The sequence below is a fragment of the Salinibacterium sp. SWN167 genome (assembly GCF_015864665.1).
In the GTDB taxonomy this organism is placed as follows: Bacteria; Actinomycetota; Actinomycetes; order Actinomycetales; family Microbacteriaceae; genus Rhodoglobus.
The window spans coordinates 526,806-542,846 of the sequence record NZ_JADYWU010000001.1 but is presented as its reverse complement, the minus strand read 5'-3'; the positions used below and the strand labels follow the sequence as shown (position 1 = coordinate 542,846).

The 16,041-nt window shown below is 60.6% G+C and carries 15 protein-coding genes; 9 read left to right on the top strand and 6 right to left on the bottom strand.

Annotated elements, in window-relative coordinates; genetic code table 11:
* Nucleotides 1-3 precede the first annotated feature (3 nt).
* On the top strand, nt 4-402 hold the full coding sequence (locus I6E60_RS02500; protein WP_197178722.1) for a Zn-ribbon domain-containing OB-fold protein: 399 nt from the start codon (nt 4-6) through the stop codon (nt 400-402).
* Between the two features lie 71 nt (nt 403-473).
* Here I6E60_RS02500 and I6E60_RS02495 read toward each other — a convergent pair whose 3' ends face one another.
* The 3 genes from I6E60_RS02495 to dctP all read right to left on the bottom strand — a co-directional run bounded on the left by I6E60_RS02495 (nt 474) and on the right by dctP (nt 3,943).
* Entirely contained in the window at nt 474-1,985 is a 1,512-nt protein-coding gene (locus I6E60_RS02495) for a TRAP transporter large permease (protein ID WP_197122707.1), read from the bottom strand.
* Nucleotides 1,986-1,994: 9 nt separating this feature from the next.
* On the bottom strand, nt 1,995-2,585 hold the full coding sequence (locus tag I6E60_RS02490; RefSeq protein WP_197122705.1) for a TRAP transporter small permease: 591 nt from the start codon (nt 2,583-2,585) through the stop codon (nt 1,995-1,997).
* 110 nt (nt 2,586-2,695) lie between these two features.
* Entirely contained in the window at nt 2,696-3,943 is a 1,248-nt protein-coding gene (gene dctP, locus I6E60_RS02485; RefSeq protein ID WP_197178721.1) for a TRAP transporter substrate-binding protein DctP, read from the bottom strand.
* A 460-nt stretch (nt 3,944-4,403) separates the two neighbouring features.
* Between dctP and I6E60_RS02480 the strand changes: the two genes are divergently transcribed.
* Nucleotides 4,404-5,507: a TIGR03617 family F420-dependent LLM class oxidoreductase gene (locus I6E60_RS02480; RefSeq protein ID WP_197178719.1), complete on the top strand. Its 1,104-nt coding sequence runs from the start codon at nt 4,404-4,406 to the stop codon at nt 5,505-5,507.
* Nucleotides 5,508-5,580: 73 nt separating this feature from the next.
* On the opposite strand, the gene I6E60_RS02475 is transcribed toward I6E60_RS02480, so the two are convergent.
* Nucleotides 5,581-7,191, bottom strand: coding sequence for an ABC transporter substrate-binding protein (locus I6E60_RS02475; RefSeq protein WP_197178718.1), 1,611 nt, complete (start codon nt 7,189-7,191; stop codon nt 5,581-5,583).
* A gap of 254 nt (nt 7,192-7,445) precedes the next feature.
* Between I6E60_RS02475 and I6E60_RS02470 the strand changes: the two genes are divergently transcribed.
* From I6E60_RS02470 to I6E60_RS02445, 6 genes are all read left to right on the top strand, one after another.
* Nucleotides 7,446-8,606 carry a Xaa-Pro peptidase family protein gene (locus tag I6E60_RS02470; RefSeq protein ID WP_197178717.1) on the top strand — a complete coding sequence of 387 codons (1,161 nt, stop codon included), beginning with the start codon at nt 7,446-7,448 and terminating at the stop codon, nt 8,604-8,606.
* A 2-nt stretch (nt 8,607-8,608) separates the two neighbouring features.
* Nucleotides 8,609-9,958 carry a M20/M25/M40 family metallo-hydrolase gene (locus I6E60_RS02465; RefSeq protein WP_197178716.1) on the top strand — a complete coding sequence of 450 codons (1,350 nt, stop codon included), beginning with the start codon at nt 8,609-8,611 and terminating at the stop codon, nt 9,956-9,958.
* Nucleotides 9,951-10,520 (top strand): Lrp/AsnC family transcriptional regulator, encoded by a 570-nt coding sequence (locus I6E60_RS02460; RefSeq protein ID WP_197178715.1) that lies wholly within the window; start codon nt 9,951-9,953, stop codon nt 10,518-10,520. Before I6E60_RS02465 ends, I6E60_RS02460 begins: the two co-directional genes overlap by 8 nt.
* Before the next feature lie 23 nt (nt 10,521-10,543).
* Entirely contained in the window at nt 10,544-11,746 is a 1,203-nt protein-coding gene (locus tag I6E60_RS02455; RefSeq protein WP_197122691.1) for a pyridoxal phosphate-dependent aminotransferase, read from the top strand.
* Between the two features lie 71 nt (nt 11,747-11,817).
* Nucleotides 11,818-12,705 (top strand): VOC family protein, encoded by an 888-nt coding sequence (locus tag I6E60_RS02450; RefSeq protein ID WP_197178714.1) that lies wholly within the window; start codon nt 11,818-11,820, stop codon nt 12,703-12,705.
* 39 nt (nt 12,706-12,744) lie between these two features.
* Nucleotides 12,745-13,095, top strand: coding sequence for a cytoplasmic protein (locus I6E60_RS02445; protein ID WP_197122687.1), 351 nt, complete (start codon nt 12,745-12,747; stop codon nt 13,093-13,095).
* A gap of 49 nt (nt 13,096-13,144) precedes the next feature.
* On the opposite strand, the gene I6E60_RS02440 is transcribed toward I6E60_RS02445, so the two are convergent.
* Nucleotides 13,145-14,155: a serine hydrolase gene (locus I6E60_RS02440; protein ID WP_197178713.1), complete on the bottom strand. Its 1,011-nt coding sequence runs from the start codon at nt 14,153-14,155 to the stop codon at nt 13,145-13,147.
* 71 nt (nt 14,156-14,226) lie between these two features.
* On the opposite strand from I6E60_RS02440, the gene I6E60_RS02435 reads away from it, so the two are divergent.
* Nucleotides 14,227-14,784 (top strand): YceI family protein, encoded by a 558-nt coding sequence (locus I6E60_RS02435; protein ID WP_197122685.1) that lies wholly within the window; start codon nt 14,227-14,229, stop codon nt 14,782-14,784.
* Here the strand turns inward: I6E60_RS02435 and I6E60_RS02430 are convergent.
* The gene (locus tag I6E60_RS02430; RefSeq protein WP_231601103.1) at nt 14,744-16,009 is read right to left on the bottom strand and encodes an MFS transporter; all 1,266 of its coding nucleotides are present in this window, start codon (nt 16,007-16,009) and stop codon (nt 14,744-14,746) included. The two genes, I6E60_RS02435 and I6E60_RS02430, sit on opposite strands and share 41 nt — an antisense overlap.
* Nucleotides 16,010-16,041: the final 32 nt, after the last annotated feature.

The window sequence follows — 16,041 nt, the reverse complement described above, 5'->3', positions numbered from 1 at the left end:
CAGATGAACCATCCCGTCGTAATTCGCGACGCCGCATCATCAGACTTCTTTGAAGCCTTGAGCCGCGATGTGTTCCTACTCACCCGTGATCGAGAAACGGGCCGAGTGCTTGACGTGCAAGAAACCCCACACATGGATCCGGACCGGATCGAACAGTTTGCGGCATCGGGGTACGCCACCGTCGTCAGTTCATCCATCATCCACATTCGCGGGGCGGGCGGCGTACCGAGCCGCGACTTCGTCGGAATCGTCCGATTGGATGAGGGCCCATGGTGGTGGACCCGGTTTGGCGAAGTGGATTCGCTCCTGCCGGAGGGGGCGCGGATGAGGGTCGCGTTCGACAAGTCCAGCGTGGATCGTGGCGGGGAAGTGATCCCGTTCTTCGTTCCGCGCATCCCGTGATGCGCGCAGTCACTGCATAAAACAAAGACCGTACGCGGGTGCGTACGGTCTTTGTTCGTTGTGGGGCTTCTCTACATCTGGTTAGGCAACCAGGTAACAATCTCTGGGAAGAAGATCCAGATGAGAACCACGATGATCGCCATCGGCAGGAACAGCATCACGGCCTTGAACACGTCCGTCAGCTTGAAATGCTGGCCCAGATTGACCGCCGGATCCTGAACGATCTTGTGGATCACAAAACTCAGCATGCCCACTGGCGGTGTGAGAATCGCGAGCTCACCCATGAAGACGGCGAAGACGCCAAACCAGAGTGGGTCAACACCGAGCTGATTTAGTACAGGCATCAGAATGGGAATGGTCGTCAGCAAAATCGCGAGCGGATCCATGAACATGCCCAAGAGGATGTAGATGAACATGACGAGGATCAGGAATTCAACGCGCCCCATCCCGGTGTTCGAGACAAAATCGGAGAACAATCTCCCCAGACCTGAGACGGCAACCAGCGAGCCGAGTATGTGCGCGCCAGCGATCATCAAGAAGATGGAACCCACGCTGCTGACCGTCTCCACGGCCGAGGTTCCGACCTTTGCCAACGGCTTGTTCTTGCGCTGGAACCACACACAAAAGATGAGTGCACCAAACGCGCCCGCGGCTCCTGCCTCGGTGGCGGTAAACACGCCCATGAACATGCCGCCGAGAACGACCAAGATGAGCACAGCTACCGGCCAGATATCGGCTAGCGAACGCCAACGCCCGCTCCAGCTAATGGTCGGCCTCACCGCGGCCGTTGCTCCGCGGCCAGCCCACTTCGGGATGAACACAGAAAAGACGACGATCATCAGAGAGAAGAGGAGTGCCACCGTAATGCCCGGAATGAGCCCCGCCATCAGCTGAGGGCCCACAGGGTTCTCAAGAAGTCCGGCAACGACCACAAGGAAGATACTGGGCGGAATTAGCTGCCCGGGAAGTCCGGCTACGATAACCGAACCGATAGCGATCGGCTTCCCATACCCGGCCTTGAGCATCTCAGGGATTCCAATGCGGGCCAGCGCATACGTCGTGCCCATGGTCGACCCCGATACAGCAGCCAGTCCTGCGCCTGCCATGTTCGTGCCGACGCCCAAGCCGCCGGGCAGCCAGCCCAACCAGTTGCGCGCAGTTTCGTACATCTTGGTCGTGATTCCTGACTGCCACAGCAACAGCCCCATCAGCACGAACATCGGCAGCACGCTCAGTGCCCACTGTGAGGCCGCGATAAGAGGCTCTCCCTTAAGTAGATTTGCCAGCGCGGCAATCCCGTTGAGCGAGTAAACACCGAGGAGCCCAGGTATCGCCAGCGCGAAAGCGATGGGGATTCTCATGAGCATCAAAACGAACATCAGTAAAATCGCGGAGAGTCCGACGAGCTCACGAGTTGGAGCAATGAACACGCCACTCAGGGGGACGGCGAGAGCAAGGGCAATGCCGACCCGATAGGCCCAGAGGCGGCCGGGACTCGGGTTCTCTTTGGTAAATTGTTGCGCCACAGCTGTGCTACCCACGGCGACACCGGGCTCGAACACGCTGGTCTTTTGATCAGTCATAGCTGGGTCCTAACCTATCGCCGCATCTGTAAGGGCTTCTTCGGTGAAGTCCTCTTTGTCGAAACGGCCCCGGATGGCGCGAAAGGCGTCGAGGGCGAACAGAACAACTAGCACCGCAAAAGCGGCAGGCACGAACCAGTAAATTGGGGCGATGAAAACATCGCTTGCCGGGGCACTCTTACCAATTTCGTTTGCGTGAATTGCCTCGATCATGCCGTACCAGCCGAAGCCAAAAGTGACGATCATCGAGAAGATACCAGTGACAAACCGGACTTCACGTCGAATCTGCCTCGGGAACTTTTGGTAGACGATGTCGGCTTCGATCGTCGCGCCACGCACCTGGGCCACGACATAGCCGATGAATACCACTGCCGGGAGCAGGATGAATCCAACCTGTTCGTTTGTGCCCTGGATCGGTTGACCGAATGCGTAGCGGCTAATCACGTTCACCAGCACGATCAGCATCATGACGAAGATGAGTGCCGAGGCAATCACCTCAAGTATGAAGGTGGCCCGGTGCGCGAAGCGTTTCGCTGGCCTGTCCGGGAGTTTTATGATTATGCCGCCTACTGTCGGCGGCGACGCTGCGGATTGGGACATCGTTGTCGTTGCTCCTTTGGGTCGGTGGGTAGTGAGGGGTTGGCACGCGGACGAGCCTCGAGGGTTGCGAGGGCTCGGGGCCAGGTGGCACCGAGCCCTCGCAGGCAGCTCTAGCTGAACCGCTTCTGCGTGATCATTTCGCTCACCATGCTTGCCCACGGCTCCGAGTCGGTACCGATATACCACTCCGGGAATTCCTCGACGGGACCGTCTTCGGTATAACCGAGCTCAGTACCGATTTCCAGCCATTCGACGTTCGCCGCCTCGATGCGCTGTACCAGCGATGCTCCATCGAGCAAGTCCGAGTCAATCGCATCCTGGACGATACCTTCGTTGATCTCGGCAAGTCTCGCGTCGACCTCGGGGTCGAAGGCCAGTAAGGCCCCGCCATTGTCAGCGACGGAATCAGCGAAAGTAGTAGCGATACGACTGAGGCCAGACTCAATGGACGCTCCCCGCATGATGTCGACCGATTCAAGGATGAGCTGCTGCGCCACGACGGGGAGCGTCGTGAACACCGGCCCGGCGTACAAGTTCGACGGAGTCGACACGAAGCTCGCGGCAGTGGTGTGCATGATGAACGGAGCAACCTCGGTGTGACCGGCAATAACAGCAATTGCATGAGCTGACATCGAGCAGTCAAGTATCCCTCGCTGCAGTGCTTCATACACCTCGGTATACGGCATCGAAACCGGCACTGCACCCAGCTCTTCGATTTGACGAGACTGCGCGACTCCGCCGGCGCGAATCTGCTTACCCGCGAGGTCGGCAAGGGTGAGAACAGGCTCAGTACACGCGATGATGGATGGACCGTCGGCGCCCATGACGGTGAGGGGCGTGATCCCCTGCTTTGTGTACTCTTCCATTATCTCGGGAGTCTGAAGGCCTTCCTGCTGCAGCGACGCCATAATCGAGTAGTAACCAGGCACCATCTGCGGGTCACGGAGCAGGGTCAGGTTTACGAGCAAGTTGTTGGCCGGGTACTCCGAGGCGTTGTACTGCGGCCAGGCATACCCAATGTCGATGCGGCCGTCAGCCAGAGCCTTGTCGACCTCAACGACGTTGGGTACGATTCCGTTCGCCCAGGTAACGTCGAGCATGATCTTGCCGCCCGAATACTCGTTGACGCGCTCGATGAATTCCAGCGTTGACTCTGCGTCGGGGCTGTCGGCCGACGAAACAGTCGATTGAAAGGTCAAAGTCGTGTCTGGCATGTCGCTCAGCGCTTCTTGGAAGTCAGCTGCCGATGAGCCGGCGGGCAGCGCGTTGCCGGTGGCAACCTCTCCTCCACCGATGTCAGCGCGGGAGCACCCTGACAGCACAAACGCAGCGGCAGCCCCCACTGCTATCGTCGCCATGATCCGCCGGCGTGGTTTCGTTCCCATAGTCATCATGTGAGTCCTTCTCTGATGTCATCATTAACATTGAGGGAGCCGGAATTCTCCATGACGGGGCTGATAGACCGTCGAAGCGAGCCCCTCATTGGACTAGCTTGGTGCGTTTGGTATACATACTTCGAGTATTTCGTCGTTAAGTCAAGGTTTCTGCGCCTATTTAACGCCATTTGTATACGAATGACGGTTTCGGCGGCTCGCGGCGTGCGCTAATCATCGCCAAAATAGCGGCGCGGCCAGCACTTTGCCAAAAATGGCACCGTGAACTCGTCTTTGTGAGCCGAGAATGCCCCCGCGGCCCATTTGACGCAATGCATACAAACTGGCGGCGGCGGTGTTACGGTGACCAGAGTCGACACCACTCTCAGCACGAGAGCGGCTCATAGCTCGACGTACGACAAGGTTCACGAGGAAGTGAGAGCCCATGCGGCAGCGTGACGACCACAGAGGTCTCATCAGCGAAAGCGACGAGAGTGGGCGGAGCAACGCCCTGAAGGTCGACACTCATCTGAGCGACCTTGGGCATACGGCAGAGAGCACGTTGCTGGCTCAGCAACTCGGCTTTGACGGTATCTTCGCAGCCGAAGTGACCGGGGATCCATTCGTTGCATGCGCCGTATCGAGCCAATACTCGGGAGATATGGACCTGGGAACAAAGATTGCTGTCGCGTTCGCACGAACCCCCATGACTCTTGCGTATGCCGCCCACGAACTGGGAGAGCTCACCGCCGGACGTTTTCACCTTGGTCTCGGCACTCAGATCCGCGCGCACATCACCCGCCGTTTCTCCATGCCCTGGAGTAAGCCGACCGCTCGCATGCGAGAGTTTGTGCTTGCGACGACGGCAATCTGGGATTCATGGCGCGAGGACACGCCACTGGCGTTCTCTGGAGAGTTCTACGAGCACTCACTCATGACTGAATACTTCGTGCCGCACACTCGGACGCCGGCACCACCGCCAATTTGGCTCGCCGCTGTGGGCCCACGCATGGCGGAGGTCAGCGCCGAGGTGGGGGATGGAATCGTCCTCCACGGGTTCTGGACCCGCGGTTATCTAGATGCCGTCATGATGCCCGCGATCGAACGCGGGCTCGCCGCTGGCGGTCGCAAGCGTGATGACTTCACGATCACGGCCGGTGGTTTCCTCGTTACGGGCGCCACTGAAGAGGAGCTCGTCAAAAATCGGGAGCAGGTCCGATATCAGGTCGCCTTCTACGGTAGCACCCGCAGCTACCGCCCTGTCTGGGAAGCACACGACTTGGGCGACCTCGGCGATCGACTCCACGCGCTGTCGGTGGAGAAGTCGAAAGACCGCTGGAGCCGAATGACCAAGCTCATAGGCGATGACGTGCTGGAGCTTTTCGCAGTGGAAGCTGAGCCGCAGGAGGTGGGGAGCGCCATGTTGGCCCGCCACGGCGACTACGCCGACAGGATTTCCCTCCCCCACCTAGTTGGAGATCCTGACGTATGGGCAAAGACCATTGCGACGATAAAAGCCGGCGACACCACACCAACGGGTGCCGTTTAGACGCACGCCAGAAAGCCCGGGCCGACCGAAGTCGACCCGGGCTGATCCCTGGTGCTAGTTCACGTGAGAGCTATTAGCCCTTGGTGACCTGGTAGTACAGCGGAACTGAATCCCAACCGAACTGAACATTCTCGACAGTGTCAGCCGAGACGCCGGTGGCGTTGGAGTACCACAGCGGGATGCTGGGCAGGTCCTTCAACAGAACTTCCTGAGCATCCTGATAAAGGGCGGTTGCATCGTCAACGGTCTGCGCTGCGGCACCCTCCTTCAGGAGACCATCGAACTCAGAGCTGCTGTAGCCCTCATAGTTCGAGCCAGCGCCGGTCTGGTAGAGCGGTGCGAGGAAGTTGTACAGCGACGGGTAGTCGGCCTGCCATCCGGCGCGAGTTGCACCGGTGAGGGTTCCTGCAACACGGTCTTCGAGCGACGACTTGAAGTCGGGGTACGACTTGCCGACGGCATCAATGTCGAGAGTGTTCTTGATGCTGTTTGCAACCGCATCTACCCAACCCTGGTGGCCACCGTCTGCGTTGTAGGCAATGTCGAACGTGCTGTCGCCGAAGGGTGAGATCGCGTCTGCTTCAGCCCACAGCTTCTGCGCTTCTTCAGGGTTGTAGTCGAGAACTTCGGCGCCATCGAGATCGCTCGAGTATCCGTCAATCACGGGCGACGTGAAGTCGGTTGCCGGCGTGCGGGTGCCCTGGAAGATTACGTCGGTGATCTCGTCGCGGTCGATCGACATCGAGATAGCGGCACGACGCAGCTTTCCTTCTTCGCCACTGAAGTGATCGAGGTAGTAAGGAATGTTGAACGCCTGGAAGATGGCAGCCGGCTGGTTGATGGCGCGGTCGCCGAACTCATCCTCGAAAATGCCGAAAGCGCTGTCGGGAACAGCATCGAGAACGTCAAGGTTTCCACCGAGAACGTCCGCGTAGGCAGCATCCTGTGACGTGTAGAACTTGAAGGTGACACCACCGTTGGCTGGCGTGCGCACACCGTCGTAGTCAGGGTTCGTGACGAGCGAGATCTGCACATCGTGCTCCCACGCGTCATCGCCATCCATCATGTACGGACCGTTACCGATGGGGTTCTCGCCGAAAGCTTCCATGTCGTCGAAAGCAATCGAGGGCAACGGCATGAATGCCGTGTAGCCCAAGCGCAACGGCCAGTCAGCCTCAGGGGCAACAAGAGTGACATCGAATGTCAGGTCATCGACAACGCTGAGTCCAGTCAGCTCCGAGTCTGCTTCGTAGCTGAAGCCCTCGATGTCATCGAAGAAGTACGACGAAGCCTGTGCATTGCTGAACGTCGCGCCATAGGTCCAGGCGTCAACGAACGAACTGGCGGTTACTGCCTCACCGTTGGTGAAGGTCCAACCGTCGTTGAGAGTGACGGTCCAGTGCTGACCATCTTCCGACTCGATCGACTCAGCGACGTCGTTGCGGATGCTTCCGTCTGCCTCATACGAAACCAGACCCGCGTAGATGGACGTCAGGATTTTACCGCCACCGGTCTCGGTAGTACCGACGGTAACGAGCGGGCCGAGCGGCTCACTTCCATTGGTAGTGATGATCTGGTTAACGTCGCCTGAATCTCCACCATCGCTGCTAGCGCAGCCGGCGAGAGTGAGCGAGACCGCCGAGGCGAGCGCAACAGCGCCCAACCCGAAACGTGATGTCTTCATGCTTCCTCCTGTGCAGTGAGCGCCTACGGTGCCAGCAGTGAGTGGCTCCGGGCGTTGGATTTACTTTAGGGCTACGAAACTGCGACCTAACGTAAAGTGTCATAATGTTATCTCGTTGTTAGGTTGTATTCGCTAGTCGCCTTACAAACAATTTACAAAACCGACACATGACCTATCATTACGCATGTGGGGATGCCGTAAGGTTTCGCCATGACGGCATCCAGCCCCACCGAGCAGAGAAAGAAGTAGAGACGATGACGAGCGCACCAGTCCTCATGTTTTCGAGCACGCTGTCCGCAGATATGCGACACGTAATCACCCACGAGGTACACGATCCGTTCCTCTACATCGAGGTCGATGGCAAGCGGTACACCGCCATCAAGTCGCTTGAAGCGGCCCGGATGCGCGACGTCGACAACATGACCGTCTTCCCTCTCGAAGAGCTTGGTTTCGATGTCTTCCGCGCCGCAGGACAGGGCCCCGACCTCGCCGAACTCAACTGCTTGGTTGAGGCATGCAAGCGCACCGGCGTCACGAGCGCCAGCGTCCCCTCCACTTTCCCGCTCGGCGTTGCCGATCACTTGCGTGCTGCTGGCATCGAACTGAACGTCGACAACCACCTCTTCGAGATGCGCCGCCGCGTGAAGTCCCCCGCTGAGCTCGCCGGAATGCGCCGCGCTCAGATCGCCGCCGAAGCGGGCGTTGCCCACGTCGCCACCCAGATGGAAGCCGCCACGGTCGATACCGATGGTGGACTACTGCTCGACGGCAAGCCCCTCACGTGTGAAGACTTGAAGACGGGCATCCGCGCCGCGTTCTTGCGCAACGGTTGCGAAGACGCGGGCCTCATCGTGGCTCACGGCGAGCAGACCTGCATCGGCCACCACGCTGGCTCAGGCCAGATCTTCGAGGGCGAGCCCGTCACGGTCGACATTTGCCCCCGCGACACTGAGTCCGGTGGAAACTCTGACATGACCCGCACCTTCGTCAAGGGCGAGATCAACGACGAGCTCGAAACGTACTGGCGCATCGTCAAGGAGGCGTTCGACAACACGCTCGCGGCCATCCGCCCCGGTCTTCCCGTTGCCGAACTGCACCGCATCTCGTGCGAGCCGATCAGCAACGCCGGCTACCCCACGCAGCTCACCAAGAAGCCGGGTGAGGTTCTCAACGAGGGCTACTTCCACAGCCTCGGCCACGGAATCGGCCTCGAAGTTCATGAAGCTCCCGGCCTCGGCCAGAACGACGCCGTGCTGGTTGCCGGCGACGTGATCGCCATCGAGCCCGGCTGCTACCGCCAGGGCTTCGGCGGAGTTCGCCTCGAAGACATCGTTCTCGTCACCGAAACCGGCGCCGAGCGCATCACGGACTACCCGTACGAGCTCACCCCCGTCGCCATCTCCCGAGGAGTCTAATCATGCGCGACCCCCGTATTGATGCCGAGCGTGAGCAGAGCATCCGCGAATGGCAGGAATTCTGTCGCTTCCCCTCCGTGGCAAGCGATCGCGTTGCGATCGAAGCTGCCGCTGATTGGTTGGAGCAGAAGCTTCGCCGGCTCAGCGAGCGCGTCGAGCGCATCGAGATTCCTGAATACGGGCCGGTCGTCGTCGCCTACTTCCCCGGAGCGAGCGACAAAACGCTCATGCTCTACAACCACTACGACGTGCAGCCTGTCGGCGACCTCGACCAGTGGATCTCCGGCCCCTTCGAATCAGAAATCCGCGACGGCGCCATGTGGGCCCGCGGTGCCTGTGACGACAAGGCCGATGTCACGAGCCGCCTGCGCGCGCTCGAACTGTTCATCGAGGATCACCCGGACGGCTTGCCGTACAGCATGATCTACCTCGCCGACCCCTGTGAAGAGATCGGTAGCCCCGGCCTCGAAACGGTGTTGGCCGAGAATTCCGAACGCCTCAGCGCCGACGCCGTGCTGTGGGAGAGCTACCTTCGTGAAGACGACGGTCGCCCCGCAGTCGGCTTCGGATGCCGTGGCGGCATGGAGATCAGCCTGAGCCTGAACATCCTGGCTTCCAATCAGCACCCCTCGTATTCGCAGATTCTGCGGTCCGCACCGCTTGAGTTGATGCGGGCGATCACGTCTCTCACGACGGAGGACGGCCTCATCGCCGTTCCCGGTTTCACGGATTCTGCGTTGCGCCCGGATGCCGCGGCCAAGGCTCGCACGCAAGAGCTCTCGCTTCCCGGCGACGCCATCAGCCTGCCGGGCGTCAATCCTCTGAAGGATCTGCCCGCGGCAGAGCTGAAGGAGCGCTTCATCTTCACCCCGTCGATGAGCCTCTCGGGCTTCGACATTGACCCAAGCGTGAGCCACAGTGTTCCGGCGAAGGGCACCGCGAAGGTTCGCTTCGGGCTCGTTCCCGGCATGGACCCGCACGCCTGCTTCGAGACGGTGAAGGCGTTCCTCCGCGACACCGCGCCTGACATCCAGGTCGAGCTCATCCGCACGATGCAGCCCGCGTTCTCGCCGGTAGATACTCCGTTTGCCGTCTCTGTTCTGGAGGCTGCCGCTAAAGCCTTTGAGGCAGAACCTGTCGTCTACGATGTGATGACGGGTTCCGGACCGGGAGCATTCTTCCTTGAACATCTTGGGGCTCCCCTGATTTCGCCCACCGGAACGTTGCGACCGGAGGGAAACATGCACGGCTACAACGAACACGGCTACCTCGAGGACTACCTCACCCACATCCAGTTCACGCTCGACCTGCTCAACAATCTTGAGGCCAACGGGTTCGCGAACAATGACTGACGCCGCCGCCCAGGCCGCAGCACAGTCGACGAAAGACGCAATCGCCTCGTCGCCGACGATCATGGACTTGCTGCAGCCCACGACGCCGCCGGTTGACCTCGACACCGTCGATCTCCAGCTCATCCGCCACTTGCACGAAGACTCCAGCATTTCACTTCGCAGCCTCGGTGCCCTGGTCGGCATGTCGGCGCCCAGTGTCGGAGAGCGCGTCGCGCGCCTCGAACGCACGGGCGTCATCCGCCGCCGCAGCATCGAGATGGACTGGTCGGCCATGGGCCGCCCCATGCTGGTCGTCATCCCGATCAAGATCACCTCAGATGCCCGCATGCCCAGTGTCATCGAAGCGCTTCGGGCGATCCCCTCGCTTACCGAGGTGCTGATTTTGAGCGGAACTTACGACATGATGGCGCGGTTCCGCTTGAAGGATCATGCCGAACTGCAGTCTCTACTTCTCGAAAAACTCGGAGCCGTGCCCGGGTTGCAGCGCGTGGAAGCGATGATCAGCCTTGGCCGCATCGAAGACACGTCGCCGCTCAGTCACATCCTCGACATCGACGAATAACCGCTCCAACAGAAAGAAGCTCCGTGCGCATTGATGATTCGTGGCGAGACCTCGCCGCTCCCGATTTTTCCCTCTATGCAGGGCTCGATCCCGAGACTCGGATCATGATGATGGGCGCGGATCCTTTTGCCCCAGACAAGTGCCTGCCGGATCACGTCATCGATGCCACCAAGCAAGCCCTCGATGACGGCAAAACGCACTACTCGCTCGACAACGGGTACGCCGAGCCTCGCCTGAAGACCGCGCTCGTCAATAAGCTGTGGGACTTCAACGGGATGGAGATCGACCCCGAAACGGAGTTGATGGTTGGCCCCAGCTCGGCCTTCACCCTCTTCCTCTCGATTCGCATCTGCATCCGTCCCGGTCAGGGCGATGAGGTTCTTGTCACAAGCCCCGGCTTCGCAGAGAACATCAACGACATCCACCAGATGGGTGCGGTGTGTGTGCAAGTTCCGACGTACGAAGAAGATGGCTTCGCCCTGCGGATGGATGAGTTCCGCTCGCGCATCACGGAACGCACGCGCGCCATCGTGATCACCAACCCCAACAACCCGACCGGCACCGTCTACACCCGCGAGAACCTGATGGAACTCGCAGCGTTGGCTGAAGAGTTCGACCTCGGCGTGATCATCGACCAGGACTTCGAACGCCAGGTGTACGACGGAGCAGAGTACGTGAACTTCGCGACTCTGCCCGGAATGCGCGAACGCACCCTCACCGTCTTTGGCACCTCGAAAGACCTCGGGCTCACCGGGTTCCGTGTCGGTTACCTCGTTGCCCCGGCCGAGATCATGCCGCTGCTCAAGATCGCGACGTTCAACTACGTCGGCCCCACCAACACCTTCGCTCAATACGGTGTTGCCGCCGCCTACGAGAACCCCGCCTACACCGATGAATGGTTCACCATTTATGACCAGCGCCGCCACGCCATCCATGATGCACTCCAGGGCATTCCGGGTGTTGGCGCGGCGTTACCTGCCGGTGGTTTCTACCACTGGGTCAACATCTCCGAGCTCGGCACCTCTCTTGAGGTCGTTAAACACCTCGTGAGCACCCAGCAGCTCGGCGTCTCGCCCGGCAACTGGTTCGGCGAGGTTGGCGAAGGCTACATTCGCGTCATGTACGGCTCGAACGGCCGCGATGAAATCTTCCAGGAGGGCGTCTCGCGCTTAGCTGCTGGCCTGCGCGAACTCGCGGAGCTCAAAGGCGTGAGCGCGGCCGCTTAGGCTCGCCCGCACCCCCTCCTGCCAGAAAGCTCTTCCGGAATAACGCTGTTGGCGGCAAGGTTGTAGGCATCATGACCGAACTGCTCGCACCCGACACCGCTATGGGCGCAGTGACGCTCAGCGTCGCGAACCTCGATGCGCTCACCGCGTACTACCGGGATGCCGTAGCCCTCACCGTGCTGAGCGAGTCTTCCGATACGGTCGTTCTCGGTCGCGGTACCACGCCCGTGGTCATCCTCAAGCACTCGCCCGCCCTCACGCACGCGAGCCCCCGCGATGCCGGGCTGTTCCACACGGCCATCCTGTTCGACACCGAAGAAGCCCTGGCGGCATCCGTTTATTCGGTAGCCACTCGCTATCCGAAGACCTTCACTGGCAGCGCCGACCACCTCGTGAGCAAGGCCTTCTACTTCACTGACCCGGAAGGCAACGGCGTCGAGTTGTACTGGGATCGCGACCGCACCCAGTGGAGCTGGACCCACGGCGCCGTCGAAATGGCGACACTGTTTCTCGACCCCAACGGCTTCTTGCAAGAGAACCTCACCGAAGCCGCCGTCGAGCAGCCTGTCATCGGTGGCGCCCGCATTGGCCACGTGCACCTGCAAGTCGGTGACATCGCCACCGCGCGCGAGTTTTACGTCAATCGACTCGGCTTCGAAGCGACCACCGAGATCCCCGGAAGCGCCGTGTTTGTCAGCGCCGGCGGCTACCACCACCACATGGCCATGAACACCTGGAATTCGAGCGGCGCTGGTCCGCGGCTGCCCGCACTCGGTCTCGCCCAAGTCGACATTGCGGTGCCGAGCGCCGACGACCTCGGAGCGCTTGGCGAACGGATGACGCACCACGGCATCCAGTTACGCCACGATGGTCAGACCCTCAGTTTCGATGACCCGTGGGCGAACACGATTCACGTGCGCACCACCGCGAACCAGGGCAACGGCCGGCGCGAAAAATAGTGCTTGCCAAGGCGACATTCGAGGCGCACACTGTCTCCCATGGACGCCGATCCTGTAGCAACGAATCCGGAACACTACTCAGTGGTGTTCGAGAATGACCGCGTACGAGTGCTTGAGTACATCGATGCGGCCGGCGACACCACGACACCGCACGAGCATCCCGACAGTGTCATGATCACTCTCAGCGATTTTCGCCGCCGCCTACACGCTGGCGAGAACCATCGCGATGTTGAGTTGGCAACGGGCCTGGCAATGTGGTTGCCCGCCCAACGCCACTCCGGAGAGAACATCGGCGACAGCCCCACCCACGTGATTTTCGTGGAGCTCAAAGGCACCGCATCAGAGACGGCGACGCCCGTTTCGCTGGGCCCAGCTCAGCCCGCGCCCTAGCGTCTTCTGGTGGCCGCAAGAAGACGCGACTCTTCGCCCCGTAAGAGTGTTACCCACCGAGGCGTTCGTCGATTTCGCGGATAACCGGCCAGGCGCCCTCTTCAGAGTTCGAGAGCACCACAACGTCGAGACCGTTCTCGAGGTAGTGGCGAACGATTCCGGAGGCACCGGGGCTCACACCGTCGGCGAAGTAGCTGCGCACGGTGCCGTCTTCGTTCATGTCGAACTCAAGCCCGAAGCCGTACCAGGTCTCTTCGTCGTACTGCACCTGCGGGGTGAGAAACTCTTCCGTAAATTCGGTGTCGAGAAGCTCACCGTTGCGCACTGCCTGAATGAAGCGAATGAGGTCGGCGGCGGTGACGTGAGCTCCGCCATCGGGCAGACCAATGGGCGGGGCGCTGTAGATATTGGAAACCCAACGGCCGTCGATGTAGTCCCAGCCCTCGGCAACGCGCGGGGCGGCATCCCGACGGTCATAGAAGCCAGAGTCGACCATGCCCGCGGGCGTGAAGACCTCATCAAAAATGAATTGGCGGTAGTCGGTCTTGGTGACCTTCTCGAGCGCCAGACCGGCGAGCACGTAGCCCGCGTTTGTGTAGACACACTCGACGCCGGGCTCCGCCAGCGACTCCTTATTCACGAAGGTGGGGAGCTGGTCGGCGGGCTCAAGAATTGTGTAGGTGGGGAACTCCGCCCACAGATCGGCGTAGCTTTCGCCCTCTTCTTCATCCACGTCATCCGCAATACCACTGGTGTGGGTGAGCACGTGCAGCAGCGTGACGGCGGGGTCGATCTCGGTGTCGGCGAGGTCAACATAATGGTGAATGGATGTCTCAAGGTCGAGGTCATTCTTGCCGACCTGCTGAAGGACAGCGACGCTCGTGAAGAGTTTGGTGATGGAACTCGAATCGAAGCGGGTCTCTGCCGTGTTCAGCACATCCCAACGTTGAGTGGCCTTGCCCGTGGTGGCCTCGAAAATGGTGGCGTTTCCGCGCTTGATCAACACAGTGCCGGAGAAGTCATTGTGCTCAAGAAATTCGTTGAGTCCTGTGGTGTCCATAGTGCGAGCCTACCGAGAAGTTCTGACCGAATCGTGGAATAAGAAGACACCGGTCACAGTTGCCCGTAGACATGACTACTTCTCTTGACACCCACACCAACTTCGCTGTCGGAACCTGGCAGCTCGACCCCACGCACTCCACCGTTGCGTTCACGGTCAAGCACCTCATGATCAGCAAGGTTCGCGGAACCTTCGACGGTTTCTCCGGCACCATCGTCACCTCAGAAGTGCCTGCCGAGAACTCGATCTCCGCCACCATCGACATGGCGACGATCAACACCAACCAGCCCGACCGCGACGGTCACCTGCGCACCAACGACTTCTTCAACGTGGAGGAGTTCCCCACCGCCACGTTCACATCGACTTCGATGGACATCGATGGCGACGACCTCACCATTGAGGGCGACCTCACACTTCGTGGCGTCACCAAGCCCGTCACGCTGAAGGGCGAATTTGGCGGCATCGCCACCAACCCCTACGGCCAGACTGTTGCCGCGGCAAGCGCCACCACCGTCATCAACCGCACCGAGTTCGGCATCAACTACAACGCTGCTCTCGAAACCGGTGGTGTTCTTCTTGGCGAGAACATCACTCTGACGTTTGACCTGCAGGCTGTACTTCAGAAGTAGTATCACGCGGCACGGGTGGTGTGACGGGCTTGGCTCGCCACACCACAAGCGCTGCCGCCGTAACAATGAGCACGAGCACGCCAGCGCCCCACGCGAGTCCGGCGTAGCCGACCACGATCAGGATGGGCCCGGCGAACCCGCCGCCCACTGCCCCAGCAAGACTCATGATGGTGTCGCTTCGACCCTGAATACGCAGCCGCATCGCTCCCGTCGAGAGGTCAGCAACGAGTGCCGAACCAGCAACCGTTGAGGCGCTCCAGCCGAGACCCAACAACACCAGTCCGACAGTAACGGCGGTGTTGCTCAGTTGACCGAGCGCAACGACCAACACGGATGCCGCAAAGAGCGCCTGCCCGATAAGAATTGTTGGGATGCGACCGAAACGGTCACTCGCCCAACCGAAGACGGGTGACAGCGAATACATTCCGGCAATGTGCAAGCTAATGGTGAAGCCGATGACGGTGAGGCTCGCTCCGTGATGGAGCAAGTGCACTGGCGTCATCGCCATGATCGACACCATGACTGCGTGACTAATGGCGATGGCAGCAATTGCGAAGACGAGTGGGCCACGACCGCGGACGATTCCGGCATCCGCGGCCGCTGCCGGCTCGACAGGCTTATTGCCAGCCAGAACGAGAGGATCGGGGCGCAGTGCCACGAGGTAGAGCGCGACAGCGCCGAGTTGCGCCGCAATCGCGAAAACGAATGAGCCTGTATTGGTTGGCAGCGACAGCCACTGCGCTATCGCTTCACCAGGACCAACGAGGTTCGGGCCGGCCACAGCGCCAATCGTTGTCGACCAGACCACGAGTGAGAGGTCACGGCCTCGGTGCTGGGGAGCCGCAACATCCGTCGCGGCAAAGCGCGCCTGAAGGCCAACCGCCGTACCGACGCCCAGCATCGCAAACCCCAGAATCAGGAGTGGGAAGAACCCGGCACCGACAGCAATGACAGTGATGAGCGAGCCTGCGGCGGCAACGCCAGCCCCGAGCGCCAACGCGGGGCGACGACCCCAGCGAGCGGCCAACCGCGCCAGAGGAATAGAGACGAGCGCAGCTCCGAGCGTGCTGGATGTCGCCGCCGCACCCGAGAGCGCCTCGCCGCCAAGATCGGCGGCCAGAATCGCACCCACCGCCACGGTCGCTCCGAGGCCCAACCCGGCGAGCACTTGGCCCGCAACGAGCGTGCGAACGATGCGGGATTGCACTGCGCGGTCGATGTCCATGAGGACAGTCTGCCGTACCGCCACCCTCCGCT